Annotated in this window: 17 protein-coding genes; 2 read left to right on the forward strand and 15 right to left on the reverse strand. The window is 29.8% G+C overall.

The genetic code is table 11. The features are described from left to right. The first annotated feature begins 294 nt into the window (after positions 1–294). Complete coding sequence (locus tag BN899_RS17050; protein WP_042277969.1) at positions 295–492, forward strand: hypothetical protein; 198 nt, start codon at positions 295–297, stop codon at positions 490–492. 353 nt (positions 493–845) lie between these two features. On the opposite strand, the gene BN899_RS17055 is transcribed toward BN899_RS17050, so the two are convergent. Then, the gene (locus tag BN899_RS17055; RefSeq protein ID WP_042277971.1) at positions 846–1997 is read right to left on the reverse strand and encodes a S41 family peptidase; all 1152 of its coding nucleotides are present in this window, start codon (positions 1995–1997) and stop codon (positions 846–848) included. Positions 1998–2168: 171 nt separating this feature from the next. On the opposite strand from BN899_RS17055, the gene BN899_RS17060 reads away from it, so the two are divergent. Continuing rightward, positions 2169–2741 (forward strand): 5-formyltetrahydrofolate cyclo-ligase, encoded by a 573-nt coding sequence (locus BN899_RS17060; RefSeq protein ID WP_042277973.1) that lies wholly within the window; start codon positions 2169–2171, stop codon positions 2739–2741. Between the two features lie 93 nt (positions 2742–2834). Here the strand turns inward: BN899_RS17060 and BN899_RS17065 are convergent, their stop codons facing one another. The 14 genes from BN899_RS17065 to atpA form a co-directional block, all read right to left on the reverse strand. Beyond that, entirely contained in the window at positions 2835–5225 is a 2391-nt protein-coding gene (locus BN899_RS17065) for a Lon protease family protein (RefSeq protein WP_042277976.1), read from the reverse strand. 145 nt (positions 5226–5370) lie between these two features. Beyond that, the gene (locus BN899_RS17070; RefSeq protein ID WP_242824229.1) at positions 5371–5805 is read right to left on the reverse strand and encodes a hypothetical protein; all 435 of its coding nucleotides are present in this window, start codon (positions 5803–5805) and stop codon (positions 5371–5373) included. Between the two features lie 134 nt (positions 5806–5939). After that, the gene (locus tag BN899_RS17075) at positions 5940–6875 is read right to left on the reverse strand and encodes a transketolase family protein (protein ID WP_042277980.1); all 936 of its coding nucleotides are present in this window, start codon (positions 6873–6875) and stop codon (positions 5940–5942) included. After that, on the reverse strand, positions 6868–7695 hold the full coding sequence (locus tag BN899_RS17080) for a transketolase (RefSeq protein WP_042277981.1): 828 nt from the start codon (positions 7693–7695) through the stop codon (positions 6868–6870). Before BN899_RS17080 ends, BN899_RS17075 begins: the two co-directional genes overlap by 8 nt. 378 nt (positions 7696–8073) lie before the next feature. Then, positions 8074–8436 (reverse strand): type II toxin-antitoxin system PemK/MazF family toxin, encoded by a 363-nt coding sequence (locus BN899_RS17085; RefSeq protein ID WP_147568601.1) that lies wholly within the window; start codon positions 8434–8436, stop codon positions 8074–8076. Continuing rightward, positions 8426–8710, reverse strand: a complete 285-nt coding sequence (locus BN899_RS17090) for a hypothetical protein (RefSeq protein WP_042277986.1) — start codon at positions 8708–8710, stop codon at positions 8426–8428. The genes BN899_RS17085 and BN899_RS17090 overlap by 11 nt, the downstream gene beginning before the upstream one ends. A 30-nt stretch (positions 8711–8740) precedes the next feature. Then, the gene (gene alr, locus BN899_RS17095; RefSeq protein ID WP_052356898.1) at positions 8741–9901 is read right to left on the reverse strand and encodes an alanine racemase; all 1161 of its coding nucleotides are present in this window, start codon (positions 9899–9901) and stop codon (positions 8741–8743) included. Positions 9902–9914: 13 nt separating this feature from the next. Then, positions 9915–10502 (reverse strand): germination lipoprotein GerS, encoded by a 588-nt coding sequence (gene gerS, locus BN899_RS17100; protein WP_042277988.1) that lies wholly within the window; start codon positions 10500–10502, stop codon positions 9915–9917. Positions 10503–10523: 21 nt separating this feature from the next. After that, complete coding sequence (locus BN899_RS17105) at positions 10524–10985, reverse strand: CBS domain-containing protein (protein WP_042277990.1); 462 nt, start codon at positions 10983–10985, stop codon at positions 10524–10526. Positions 10986–10989: 4 nt separating this feature from the next. Continuing rightward, positions 10990–11370, reverse strand: a complete 381-nt coding sequence (acpS, locus tag BN899_RS17110) for a holo-ACP synthase (RefSeq protein WP_042277992.1) — start codon at positions 11368–11370, stop codon at positions 10990–10992. A gap of 149 nt (positions 11371–11519) precedes the next feature. Then, a complete protein-coding gene (atpC, locus tag BN899_RS17115) occupies positions 11520–11780 on the reverse strand; it encodes an ATP synthase F1 subunit epsilon (protein WP_042277994.1) in 261 nt (86 codons plus the stop codon). A 2-nt stretch (positions 11781–11782) separates the two neighbouring features. After that, positions 11783–13177 carry a F0F1 ATP synthase subunit beta gene (atpD, locus tag BN899_RS17120; protein WP_042277996.1) on the reverse strand — a complete coding sequence of 465 codons (1395 nt, stop codon included), beginning with the start codon at positions 13175–13177 and terminating at the stop codon, positions 11783–11785. A gap of 16 nt (positions 13178–13193) precedes the next feature. Continuing rightward, positions 13194–14051, reverse strand: coding sequence for an ATP synthase F1 subunit gamma (gene atpG, locus BN899_RS17125; RefSeq protein WP_042277998.1), 858 nt, complete (start codon positions 14049–14051; stop codon positions 13194–13196). 27 nt (positions 14052–14078) lie between these two features. Next, a complete protein-coding gene (gene atpA / locus BN899_RS17130; RefSeq protein WP_042278000.1) occupies positions 14079–15581 on the reverse strand; it encodes a F0F1 ATP synthase subunit alpha in 1503 nt (500 codons plus the stop codon). Between the last annotated feature and the right edge of the window lie 5 nt (positions 15582–15586).

A 15586-nucleotide genomic window follows, 5' to 3' on the forward strand; every position in this document is an offset into this window, starting at 1 on the left:
ATTGTTTTTCAACTTCCTTAGTTTACCAAAGTTATTTAACCTTGTCAACTTTTTTCTGTTGTCTTTCTTTTTGTTCGCCCTTTTCTTAAGGACAAGTATAACTATACCATCTCAAATTTATATCGTCAATACTTTTTAAAATTTTTTAAAATTTTATTTATTTTTTATTTATTCATATATTTCTATAAACTATATATACAGTTAAATTGTAGATATTTATAGTATTTTGAATACTATATCTATTTTGTGTAAAACTATATATAATCTAATGCAATATTATAAGGAGATGATTTTGTGACTAGTTTTAATGATTTAAAAAGTTTATATGAAGATGGATATAGATGCATTTATCATGATTGTACAAATAGCAACCATACAATATATCTTAAAAACTTTGATAATGAAAATTCACAAGCTCTTGAAATTGAAGTTAATGATGAAAATGAGTTCTCCCAATTTCAGAATTACATGAATGACTTAAAAATGTCATAGCTTTATAAATACATTTTCACAATAAAATAGGGAGTATTAATACTCCCTATTTTATTGTAACTATTCTCTTTATTAAGTTCAAAAGTTCTTCTCTATCTGTTTGTAATTGTTTTTTCTTCTCTTTATATTCTTGAAGATTAACAACTTTTTCTCTATGTTTATTCATAAAATCACATCCTAATTAACATTATTAACTATACTAATTAATTCTATACTTTAAGCCTATAACCTTCTATTTATTATAAAAATTTTCATAAAAATTTTCATTTTTTAAAGTAATATAGCTTAAAATGCGTATATAAATTATAATATTAAATTTAATTTTATAAATTGTTTTATTTATTAACTTTTTACTACTTCATTTGATCTTTAATCCATTTAGTAGCAACATCTAATTGTTTTGTTTCATTTTTTTCCTCAATTGTTGGCTTTATACCTTTTCCATTTATATAGTCTCCATCTGGAGTAAAGTACTGTGCTGTTGTTAACTTATATCCTGTTCCATCTTTTAATTCTCTTACACTTTGTACTAATCCTTTTCCAAATGTAGTTGTTCCTACAGATATTCCAGCTTTATTATCTAAAAGAGCGCCCGTAAGTATTTCTGATGCAGATGCACTTCCTTTATTAGTTAATATAGCAATAGGTAAATCTACTTTTCCTTTACCTGATTTTAGATACTCTGTATTTCCTTTATTATCCTTAGTATATACAATCGTTCCCTCACCTATTAATTCATCCGCAATTTTTTGACATATATCCAATAATCCACCGCCATTATCTCTAACATCTAAAACTAAACCTTTTATTCCTTTTTCTTGTAACTTATTAAGTGCAGCTTTAAAGTCTTTATATGTATTTTCACTAAATGAAATTATTTTTATATATCCAATGCCATCCTCTAACATTTCACTTTCTATACTCTTTGAAACTATTTCTTCTCTCTTAACTTTAACATTAAATTCTTTTCCATCTCTGTTTAATGTTAATTCAACTTCAGTTCCTGCTTTTCCTTTCATCATTCCTACTGCCTCATCAGAATTTTTAGAGAAAACAGGCTTTCCATCTACTTTTATTATTTTATCTCCAGATTGCACTCCACTCTTTTCAGCTGGAGAGCCTTCTATTGGAGCTATTACTGTTATGTAATCATCCTCAGATGTAGGACTTATATATATACCTATGCCTACATAAGATCCACTTGTTTGTTCTTTTAATCTTTCAAACTCTTCCTTTGTGTAGTATTGAGAATATGGATCATCAAGTCCAGAGAATAATCCTTTTATTGCTCCATCTACTAATTTTTTATCAGTTGGCTTTTGATAAAAGTCTTCCTTTATCATACCTTCTAATCCAACCATCTTGTTATACTTTTTATATCCCTCGTACATATCTTTAGATATTACAACTTTATCACCTAGTGCAATTTGAAAAGTTGATGTAAATAAAGCTGTAACTACTACGAGAACTATACCGTATATAATAGCTTTTTTCTTTGATATCATGTTTGATGCATCTCCTTTATCCTAATCTATTATATATTATATGACTAGCTATTCTTTTTATTACTATTTAGCATTTGTATTGATTTAAGTTATTTACTTATACTAAAATTCATGTTAGATGGATGTGTGAATTCATATCCACATTATACCATAGTAAAAGGGGTAGATTTTATGAAAAAAGAATTTAGAAGTAAGGTTATATCTAATAGAAAAAATCAAAGTTCTGATTTTGTATCTAAGCACTCATCAATAATTGTAGAAAAATTATTAGCAATGGACTGTATTAAAAATGCAGAAAATATTATGCTTTATCTAGATTTTAATAATGAAGTTCAAACAGATGAATTAGTCAATAAACTTTTATCTCTTAAAAAGATCGTTTCATCTCCAATAACTATACTTAATGAAAGAAAACTTATTCCATGCCAAATTAATGATTTGAAAAATGATATCCAAATTGGCGCTTATGGCATAAGAGAACCTAAAAAAGAATCTTCATGTGAAGTAAATATCTCTGACATTGATATAGTAATAGTTCCTGCTGTTGCTTATGATGAAAAATGCTATAGACTTGGATATGGTGGTGGATTTTATGACAGATTCTTAGAACAGTTAAGAGATGATGCCATAACCATAGGAATAGCTTTTGATATCCAAATATTTAATGATGTCCCAAAAGAACCACATGACGCTCAATTAGATTACATAGTTACAGAAACGAGAATACTAACCTCTTCATTATAATTATAAAAATATAAGCAAAAGCATTTTAATAAAGTAAATTTAATTAAGTGCTTTTGCTTTATCAATCCTTATATTAGGTATTTTATACTTATATTACTTTTTATCTTTCTTATCGCTATCGTCTTTATCACTTTCCCTATATTTTTCTAGTATGCCATTAACTTTTTTATCAATTTCATCTATTTCTTTTCCTGTAAGTATTTGTAATCCTTCTTCAATGCTTGATATTGCATATATATTAAACTTACCTTCTTGAACAGCTTCTACTACTTCATCTTTAAGAACTAGATTTTTAACATTTTGTATAGGCATCATAACACCTTGATTTCCTGTAAATCCTTTTATTTTACATACATCAAAGAATCCTTCTATTTTTTCATTTATTCCACCTATTGGCTGTATCTCTCCTTTTTGACTTACAGAACCTGTAACTGCTATATGCTGTTTAATCGGAATATCCGCTATACTAGAAATTATGGCATATAGTTCTGTACTTGATGCACTATCTCCATCTACTCCACTATAATTTTGTTCAAATGTAATAGATGTAGTTATTGATAGTGGTTTTTCCTTTCCATATCTAGACCCTAAGTATCCACTTAAAATCAATACGCCTTTATCATGAATACTTCCACTTTGCTTTATTTCTCTTTCTATATTTACAACACCACTTCTACCCTTATATGTAGAAGCTGTTATTTTAGATGGCTTTCCAAAAGAGTACTCTCCCGTACCCATTACAGCAAGTCCATTTATTTGACCTACTTTTTCTCCCTCTATATCAATTAATAAAGTTTGATCTTCAAACATTTCATTTAATTTTTCTTCATATTTATTACTTCTATATATCTTTTGATTTATAGCATTTTGGACATCGTCTCTAGTTACATATTCATTATTTTCATCACTTATAGTTGATGATTCATATATTATATCTACTATTTTATTAAACCTAGCTGTAAGCTTATCTTTATTGTCGCTCACTCTAGTACTATATTCTATTATTCTTTCTACTGCAGACTTATTAAAATGCTTTAAACCATCTTCATTGCATTTATTAGCTATTAATTGAACTGTTTTATATATGTTTTCTTCATTTTTATCAATTTCTATATCAAAGTCTGCCATTATTTTAAATAGATTTCTGAAATCTTCTTCATATGCATAAAGAAGACTATAATAATAGCTATCTCCTACAAGTATAACTTTTACATCTAAGTCTATCGGTTCCGGCTTTAATGTAGATGTAACTACATATCCATATTGCTTGTTCAAAGACTCTATTGCTATTTTCTCAGTCTTTAAGCTTCTTTTTAAAGAATCCCAAGAAAATGGATTCGATAATAAATCTTTTGCATTTATAATCAAATATCCTCCATTTGCTTTATGAAGTGCTCCTGGTTTTATTTCCATAAAACTAGTTGTTAGTGCTCCTATTTCATTTTTATATTCAATACAACCTATCATATTGTAATATGTAGGATTATTTTCAACTATTATTTTGCATTCATTACATTCGCTATTATCTATAAATAAATTAACCTTATATTTACTAAATAACTTTTCTTCATTTTTAGGAGACATCATACCTAATAGAGCCATTGGATTTTGTTGATTTTCTTCATTATCAACTTTAAATTTAGAAATGTTATTAACTATATCATCACATAAATCATTAATATATTTTTTAGTTTTTTCATCATCTCCATATTTACCTATTAAATACTGTCCGTAGAAATTCACTAAACTCTTTCCAACATTTTTATCTAACTCGAAATTTTTATTTTTATAATCTTCTTCACAGGCTTTAATCTTATCTATATATTCTTTGCTATCTTGATTAAGCTTTATTCCTTCTTCTCGTAGTCTTTTTATTTCTACTGTTGTAAGGTTCCCTAGTTCTTCTTCTTGCATTAGTGTTCCATCTTCTTTTATTGGAATACTCATTAAGCCCCTATCTGTAACTTGAAACTTAAATCCTCTGGGTTTTGAAAACTCATTTAAGTCTTCTATTATCTTTTGTATATTATTTTCTAATTCACTCATTAACAACCTATTATGATATTCGTACTCTTTAGAGTTAAATATTTTAGGAATTTCAGATTTAAGTTTATCTATAATATCTTCTATATCTTTTTTAAATAACTTACCTTCGCCTGATTTAAATGATAGTGATGTAGGCTCATTTGAATTCTTAAAGTTATAAACATATACCCAGTCTTTAAGTTCTTTTTGCTTTGCATGCTTTTTTATAAGTTTATTAGTATAGCTAGTCCTTCCAAGTCCGCTAGAACCTGCTACATATATGTTATATCCATTTTGCTTCATTTTAAGTCCAAACTCTATAGCACTAACAGCTCTATCTTGTCCAATTATTTCTCTTATTGATGTTATATCCTTAGTTGTATTAAAATTCATTCTATCTAAAACATTTTTACATTTTAAATTTTCTATATCTACTTTATATTTATCTATATTTAACATTTATTCACCTCTATGTAGTATTTTAATTTTTATTTTTCCCTACTTCATGGTAAATAATTAGTTATTATTAAATTTTCTTTAAATAAAAAAACCTAATAACCAAAATGATTATTAGATTCTTTATATGTACTTATAAATAGTATTATTATTCTGATTTAGATGTATTTAGTTCTATCCTATCTGGTAAATCAGTTAGGTTTGTTTCTACAACTACGTATGGAGAAGATTTTTCTTTATCTTTATATGTAGCCTTTACTCTCATTATATTTTTCTCATCTTCTTTTAAAAGGTCTATTTTGTCTATTTGAATTCCATGTTTACTATCATTACCTCTAGTTACTATTACGTATATTTTTTTATCTAACTTTACAGCTAATGCTCTCTCTTCATTTGTATATTTGTCCATTATATCTAATATTTTTTCTGGTATTGATTCTCTTTGTAATATCGTATAATCTACTGGCTTTGATTTTTCCATAAACATATTAGGTATAAACACGAATCCCCCAATTATAAGTATTAATACTAAAACGCCATATATTACGCCCTTAATATTAAATTTTATATTCAAATATATCACCCCCTTGTCTATTTAAAATATATGAAACTTGTTCAATTATTAGAAGAAAATTTATTAGTTTTCATACAAACTTGTAGGCGTATATTTTTAAACAATAAAAAAAGATATAACCTTACAAGGTTATATCTTTTTTATTATTTCTTAGATATTGTTTCTTTTATAGCTTTAACTATATCATCAGATGTTAATCCATATTTTTTTAATAATTCAGCTGGCGTTCCAGATTCTCCGAATGTATCTTTAACTCCTACTCTCTTAACAACAACCGGATATTCTTCACTTACTACTTCACTTACACTTGATCCTAATCCACCGATTATATTGTGTTCTTCAGCAGTTACTATAGCACCTGTCTCTTTTGCTGCATTTATTATTATCTCTCTGTCTATAGGTTTTATAGTAGACATATTTATAACTCTAACATTTATACCTTCTGATTTTAATGCTTCATGAGCTATAACCGCTTCATTTACCATTATTCCGCAAGCTATTATAGTAGCGTCATTACCTTCTCTAACTACTGTACCTTTTCCGATCTCGAATTTATAATTTTCGTCAAATAATGTAGGAACCGCACTTCTTCCAAGACGAACATACATAGGTCCATTGAATTTAGCTGCTTCTAATATCATTTGTTCAGTTTCTACACCATCTGCAGGAACTAAAACAGTCATGTTTGGTACAGCTCTCATTATAGCTATATCTTCTACACTTTGATGAGATGCTCCATCTTCACCTACTGTAAGACCAGCATGTGTTGCACATACTTTAACATTTAATTTAGGATATGCCGCTGAGTTTCTTATTATTTCGAAAGCTCTTCCTGTTGCAAACATAGCAAAACTACTTGCAAAAGGAATCTTTCCTGCTGCTGCAAAACCACAAGCTGCTCCTATTAAGTTTTGTTCAGCTATCCCCATATTGAAGAATCTGTCAGGGAATGCTTTATAAAAATCATTTGTTTTAGTAGATTTTGATAAATCTGCGTCTAAGACAACTACATTATCATTAATTTGACCTAATTTAACTAATGCTTTTCCATATGCCTCTCTAGTTGCTATCTTACTCATTATCTGCACCCCCTAATTCTTCTAATGCTTTTTCTAAATCACTATCGCTTGGAGCAGTTCCATGCCATCCAGCTTCATTTTCCATAAATGATATACCTTTACCTTTTACAGTTTTAGCAACTATCATAGTTGGTTTTCCTACTGTTTCTTTAGCCATATCAAGAGCTGCAAATATTTGATCAAAATCATGACCATCTATTTCTATTACGTTCCATCCAAAAGCTTTAAACTTATCTACTATTGGCCCGATATTCATTACTTTTGATACGTCTCCATCTATTTGAAGTCCATTATAATCTAAAAATGCCACAACATTATCAAGGTTATAGTGTGCTGCACTCATTGCTGCTTCCCACACTATTCCTTCTTGAACTTCTCCGTCACCAAGTAAAGTATATACTCTCCACGGTGCATTATCTAACTTAGATGCCATAGCCATACCGCAAGCTACTGAGAAACCTTGTCCTAATGAACCTGTAGACATATCAATCCCTGGGATATTTTTCATATCTGGGTGTCCTTGTAATAGGCTTCCAGTCTTTCTTAGTTTACTTAGCTCAGTCTTATCAAAGAATCCTTTTTGAACTAAAGTTGAATATAACACTGGTGCTGCATGTCCTTTTGATAAAACAAATCTATCTCTATCTTCCATTTTGCAATTATTAGCATCTACATTCATTTCATCAAAGTAAAGGGCTGTTAATATCTCAACAGCTGATAATGATCCTCCTGGATGTCCAGACTTAGATTCATGTATCATAGAGACTATATCTTTTCTGATATTACGTGCAATCTCATTTAATCCTTTATGGTCTCTCATGTAATTACCTCCCTGTGTTTGTAAAGTAAAAATTACTCATTATGTAATGTATTTTTTCTTTCAATCTCATATTATTATATCACTTTTGTATAGTTTTTTACTCATAATTTTTAAATAAAAGCTATTATGTGTATTTTTTAGCTATATTGAGATGCTTTATGTAAGATAATTTTAAATTTCTTATTTTTACATTTTAATATATAGCTATATTTATAAATATAATCCCTATTTTTAAAATTTTATTTATAATTTAGTTTGAAATGTTATATATATAAAATCATACATTAAATATATAATTTATACTCTTTCCATAAATATCATAATTATAATTTTTTTAAATAAAAAAAGATATTGATATTAAAAATAATATCAATATCTTTATAGTACAAATAGCCCTAAGCTTATCTGAAGGCTATTATCTACTTTTACCATCATATTCTTATCTAGACAACCAATCTTTTCTCTTAGCCTCTTTTTATCTATAGTTCTTATTTGTTCTAAGAGAATAACAGAATCCTTATTAAGCCCATATTCATTAGCACTTATTTCTATATGAGTAGGCAACTTAGCCTTATTAATTTGGGACGTTATGGCTGCTACTATAACAGTTGGACTATACTTGTTCCCTATATCATTTTGTATTATCAAAACAGGTCTAACACCTCCCTGTTCTGAGCCAACAACTGGGCTTAAATCAGCATAAAATAAGTATCCTCGCTTTATATCTGGGCTAGTACTCACCTTGAGCAATCTTCCCTTCTGAATTATCATCAGAAGATACTTCATTTGTCATACCTAATTCAGCTAATGATAGGTTAATTTGACCCATTTCCTTATAACCCTTGATCATATGCTCCTTGAAGTCTATTTTTTTCTTTTGAGTTATATAGAATTGAAAAGCAGCTTTTGCAAAATCTTCTCTATTGCTATTCTCCATCTGGACGATATAATCTACTTCAGATATTAGAGAATCCGGTAAAGTAAATATTATTTTTTCCTTGCTTTTATTACGCACAAAATCGCCTCCCGGAGTATACTATCAATTTTATTTTATCAAATAACTACCCGCTTGTAAAATTGCATCTTTTACCATATAAACACGGCTAACCCTTCTTGATACCATGCATAAAATTTCATAGTTTATAGTTCCTAAATCTTTAGCCATTCTTTCAACGGTCATATTATCTTCTCCAAATATTATAACCTCATCTCCTACTTTTATGTCTATTTCTTTATCTATTTTAACCATGCATTGATCCATGCATATTCTGCCAACAATATCAAAGGCCTTACCTTTTATAAGTACCTTAGGACTTCCTTGCATTCTTGTAAACCCATCAGCGTATCCAATAGGTATAGTTACGATTTTTTCTTTTTTACTACTTTTATACTTTAATCCGTAACTTATACCTGTGTCTGACTCAATATCTTTAATATGAGCTATTGTCGTTTTTAACTTCATAGCTGGTTTTAATTCCAGTCTATCTTTAATAACTTCATCAGATGGATAATGTCCATAAAGTACTATACCACATCTTACCATATCAAATTTCAAGTCTAGACAATCCATAATTGCCGCACTATTAGATACATGTTTTATAGGTATTTTTATACCCTTAGAAAGTAAGCTATCTACCATAAACTTAAACTTTTCTACTTGTTTATAAGTAAATTCTTTATCCTCTTCATCTGCCTTAGCAAAATGAGTATACATACCTTGTAATTCTATAAACTCTAAATCATGTATCTTTTCTATGTCATTCACTGAAGATTCATTACATAAAAATCCTATTCTAGACATACCTGTATCAACCTTAATATGAACAAAAGCTTTTTGTTTTATACTACTAGAAATATTGTTAATTTTTTCTGCCATTTCTAAAGAATAAACAGTAAGAGTTACATTATTTTTAATAGCTATTTCTAAAGAGTTTTCCGGAATATAACCTAAACATAATATAGGAAGTTTTATGTTATTTTCTCTTAATTCTATAGCTTCTTCCAATCTAGCTACTGCAAAGTAATCTACGTTTTCATTTTCTAAGTATTTTGCGACTTCAACTGACCCATGTCCGTATGCATTAGCTTTTATTACTGCACAAATTTTAGTATCTTCATTTAATAATTTTTTTATATTACTTAAATTAAATTTTATGTTATCTAGATTTATCTCCGCCCACGTAGGAGCTGTTATTATATTTTTCATATCTTTCTTCCCCTTATTTCTTATACTCAAAATCCTTATATGTCACTGTAAATCTAATATCATTTTTATCATCTAGTATTTCCATTTTTTCAGGTACTTTTGTCTTTGAATTAATGTATAAAACTTGCTTATTAAAATATTGATTATCCCCAGGTATTGAAGTTTCTAGGCATAAGTTTCCCTTAGATAAATTTATCATTACTTCCTCACTTTGAAGATAGTTTTTTATAAAATCACCTATAAACATATACTGGTCATTCTTTCCTACGTTAGGTAATTCTACAGTATCATTTATATCCGGGTTTTTTACTAATATTTTATCTTTATTATACTCTATAGTTTTACCTTTTAAGTGCTCAGGAGAAACTACTTCTAATTTATAATTGTCTGGCTTATTATAATTATGAATAAACACATAATTATGTGCACTTTTATTTCCTACAACTTCTACACTTGCTGTACATTTGTAAGAAGACATAGTTAATATTTTCTTTTGAAATTCTTCATATAATTCTTCTTTTGTGGACTCTTTCTTTTGACATCCTATGACAATACCTAAAATGCCGATAGTTACAATAATTATTACGGCCCACTTTTTCACTTAAGATCCTCCTATTGTATATTATTCATTATACATTGATTTAATTATATCATATCTGCATATTATTCCTTTTAAATTATTATCATCATCTACTACCGGAACTCTATTTATAGATTTCTTTATCATTAGGTTAGCTATATCATCAAATTTATCATTTTCATGAACCTTAACTATATCCTTAGACATTAAATCTTCTACTTTATATGCTGCTACCTTCTTCATATCCTCTTCTAATTTTTTATAGTCATCTAAAAATATTAGGCCTTGCATGAAATTTATTATGTGAGGAGATTCTATGTAAGTTTCTTTTTTCATTATATCAGTTTCAGAAATTATCCCTACAACCTTACTGTCATTATCTACTACAGGTAACCCTCCTATCTTTTCTTGAATTAATAATTTAGCTACACTTGCTAAACTATCATCTTGTTTTGCAATTATTACATCTTGAGTCATTATATCTTTTGCTGTTTTATTCTTCATTTTATCACTCCTTAATTATAGTCATTGCATTTGCTACTGCATATTCCTTACAGTGAGATATTGAAACTTTTATTTCTAAAACATTATAATCTATGCAAATTTGTCTTAGATTATTATAAGTTTTAACAACTGGCTTTCCTAAATCATTTCTTAAAACTTCAATATCATTAAAATTATAATTTCTTATGCCTGTACCTATAGATTTACTAACTGCTTCTTTAGCTGCAAAATTACCTGCTATAGTCTCAGCTTTAAATCCTTTTGACTTAAAATAATCTATTTCATTTTTTGTAAATATTTTATCCAAAAACCTTGGATTATTTTCTAAAATATTTCTTATTCTCTCAATTTCTATAATATCTACACCAATATCTAATATATTCATTATATCCTCCCAAAATTACCTATAGTATTATTGTATTACTATTAGATGATTCTATTCAATGACTTCTACTTTAAATTAAAAATATTTTATATACAAAAAGAGCTAGAAAAATTCTAGCTCTTTTTATATATAAAATTATAAAATCTTTTTTATATCCAATCAGCAGATTCAGTTACGATAACTATCTTTTCCTTATCTACATTCATGAATCCTCCAGAGATTTTAGCCTCTTTATATTTTCCGTCTTTTTTAATACGTAGAGTTCCAGTTGATAATCCAGCTACTAAAGGTCTGTGGTTTTTAAGTATACCTCTATCTCCTTCAGTAGTTCTAACTATTATCATCTCAGCTGTTCCATTGTAAAAGGTCTTATCAGGAGTAACAATTTCAAGTGCAAATTCGCTTGCCATTATTATCTACTCTCCTTTGATTTAGCAACAGCTTCTTCTATGTTCCCTACGAATAAGAATGCTGATTCTGGTAAAGCATCATGCTTTCCTTCTAATATTTCTTTGAAACTTCTTATAGTTTCTTTTAATGGTACATATTTACCAGCGAATCCTGTAAATTGTTCTGCAACGTGGAAAGGTTGAGATAAGAATCTTTGTATCTTTCTAGCACGAGCAACTGTTAATTTATCTTCGTCTGATAATTCGTCCATACCAAGTATAGCTATTATATCTTGAAGCTCATTATATCTTTGTAATATAGATTGAACTCCTCTTGCTACTTCATAATGTTCTTTTCCAACTATATGTGGGTCAAGAACTCTTGAACTAGATTCTAATGGATCAACCGCTGGGAATATACCTAATGATGCTATTTGTCTAGATAAAACTGTTTTAGCATCTAAGTGGTTGAATGTTGTAGCTGGCGCTGGGTCAGTTAAGTCATCGGCAGGTACATATACAGCCTGAACTGATGTTATAGATCCACTCTTAGTAGATGTTATTCTTTCTTGTAATCTACCCATTTCTGTAGCTAATGTTGGTTGGTATCCAACTGCTGATGGAGTACGTCCAAGAAGCGCTGAAACCTCAGATCCTGCTTGAGTGAAACGGAATATATTATCTACGAATAATAAAACGTCTTGGTTTTCTTTATCTCTGAAATATTCCGCCATTGTAAGTCCTGTTAATGCAACTCTCATTCTTGCTCCAGGTGGCTCATTCATTTGTCCAAATACTAGTGCAGTCTTGTTTATAACTCCAGACTCACTCATTTCACCATAAAGGTCATTACCTTCTCTAGTTCTTTCTCCAACACCTGCGAATACTGATATACCACCATGTTGAGAAGCTATATTGTTTATAAGCTCTTGTATAAGAACTGTCTTTCCAACTCCGGCTCCACCAAATAGACCTATCTTACCACCTTTTAAGTATGGCGCTAATAAGTCAACTACTTTTATACCTGTTTCTAGTATTTCAGCAGCTGGTTGTAATTCTTCAAAACTAGGTGCTGGTCTATGTATAGGTAATTGAGGAGCATCTTGTGGTGCCGCCTTTCCATCTACTGGTTGACCTAATACATTGAATATTCTTCCTAAAGTTGCATCTCCTACTGGAACACTTATTGGAGCTCCTGTATCTACAACTTCCATTCCTCTTACAAGTCCATCCGTTGAACTCATTGATATACATCTAACAGTGTCATCACCAACGTGTTGTGAAACTTCTGCTACTATTTCTTTATCTCCATGCTTTATCACTAATGCATTTAATAGATTAGGTAAGCTTTTTTCACTATTAAACTTAACGTCTAATACGGGCCCTATGACCTGAACTATTTTACCTACATTTGCCATGTCCTAACCTCCTTAATTATTGAGCTGAAGAAGCCCCTGCAACTATCTCAGATATTTCTTGAGTAACTGCTGCCTGTCTAGCTCTATTGTAAACTAATTCTAATTTAGATATCATCTCGTTAGCATTATCTGTAGCTGATTCCATAGCAGTTCTTCTTGCAGCTTGTTCAGATGCATAAGACTCTGCTATAGCTCCATACACACTTCCTGAAACATACTTAGGTAATATATAACCAAGTACTGCATCAGCTGAAGGTAAGTATTCAACTGCAGATTTATCTTTTTTAACTTCTTCTTTATTCTTATCTATTGTAACTGGTAGTAATCTAACTACTTTTGGTTCTTGAGTTAATGCAGATATAAACTCTGTATAAACAAGGTTCACCTCATCAACTTCCCCATTTTTATAAGCTTCCATAGCTCTTTGAGCTACTCTATTTGCATCTTCATATACAGCATCTTCTACAGAATATATAGAATCTATTATTTCGTAACCTCTCTTAGATAAAGAGTCTTTCGCTCTTTTACCTATAGATATTACTTTTGCTGTATTTTTTGAATTATGAGCAAGTACTGCTTTTAAAATATTAGAGTTGTAACCTCCAGCTAATCCTCTATCTCCAGCTATAACTATATAACATGCGTTATTAACTTTTCTTTCTTTAAGAAATACATTCTTACTGTTACCCGTATTTTTAGCTATATCTTGAACAGTGTTGTATAAAGTATTAAAGTAAGGTCTTGAACTTTCAGCTTGTTCTTTAGCTTTTCTAAACTTAGAAGAAGAAACAAGTTCCATGGCCTTAGTTATTTGCTTAGTACTCTCAACGCTCTTAATACGAGTTTTAATTTCCTTCATTCCAGCTCCTGCCAATTTGGTTACCTCCTTTTTTAAAAAGGATTACGCTTCTATAACAAATTTTTTCTTAAATTCATTTATAGCGTTAGTTAATTCTTTAGTGAAGTCTCCACTTTCAAGAATTTTCTTTCCTATTTCTGGATAGTTTGCATTTATAAATTCATACATTTCTTTTTCAAATCTTTGTATATTATTAACAGGTATATCTGCTAATAAATCATTAGTAACTGCGTGTATTATCATAACTTGATTTTGAACATCTATTGGTTGATGCTCACCTTGCTTTAATACCTCAACTATTCTTTCCCCTTGAGCAAGTCTCTTCTTTGTATCTTCATCTAGGTCAGATCCAAACTGAGCGAATGCTGCAAGTTCTTTATATTGAGAGTAAAGAAGCTTTAATGGTCCAGCAACTTTTTTCATTGATTTTATTTGAGCAGATCCTCCAACCCTTGATACTGATATACCTGGGTTAACCGCTGGTCTTACACCTGCGTAGAATAACTCTGGCTCAAGATATATTTGTCCATCCGTTATAGATATAACGTTAGTTGGTATATATGCAGAAACGTCTCCACCTTGAGTCTCGATTATAGGTAATGAAGTTATAGAACCTCCACCTAATTCATCAGATAACTTAGCAGATCTTTCTAATAATCTTGAATGTAAGTAGAATACATCCCCAGGATAAGCTTCACGTCCTGGTGGTCTCTTAAGTAATAATGACATTTCTCTGTATGCAACAGCATGCTTAGTTAAATCATCATATACTATAAGAACATGTTTACCTTCAAACATAAACTCTTCACCCATTGCAGTACCTGCATATGGTGCTAAGAATTGTAAAGGTGCAGATTCAGATGCAGAAGCAGATACAACTATTGTGTAATCCATTGCTCCACCCTTTTCTAATGTACTAACTAATTGAGCTACTGTAGAACGTTTTTGTCCTATAGCAACATATATACATATAACATCTTTACCTTTTTGGTTAAGTATTGCATCTATACATATAGATGTTTTACCTGTTTGTCTATCACCTATTACAAGCTCTCTTTGACCTTTTCCGATTGGAACCATTGCATCGATCGCTTTTATACCTGTTTCAAGTGGTTGATGAACAGATTTTCTAGCTATTATTCCTGTAGCTTCAGACTCAACTGGTCTAAATTTATCTGTATTTATAGGTCCTTTTCCATCTATTGGTTGACCTAATGCATTTACAACTCTTCCTACTAAGGCTTCACCAACTGGAACTGAGACTACGTTTCCAGTTCTCTTAACGATGTCACCTTCTTTTATTCCTTGATCACTACCAAGCATAACAGCCCCAACCATATCTTCTTCTAGGTTAAGAGCCATTCCGTAAACTTCACCTGGGAATTCTAAAAGTTCTCCTGCCATAGCATTTTCTAATCCGTAAACACTAGCTATACCATCTCCAACTTTTAAAACACTACCTGTATCAGTTAACTCAACTTTATTCTCATAATTTTTTATTTGTTCTTTAATTATAGAACTTATTTCTTCAGGTCTTAAGTTCATGGTTT

Origin of the sequence: Faecalimicrobium dakarense (assembly GCF_000499525.1) — a bacterium.
Classification (GTDB): Bacteria; Bacillota; Clostridia; order Peptostreptococcales; family Peptostreptococcaceae; genus Faecalimicrobium; species Faecalimicrobium dakarense.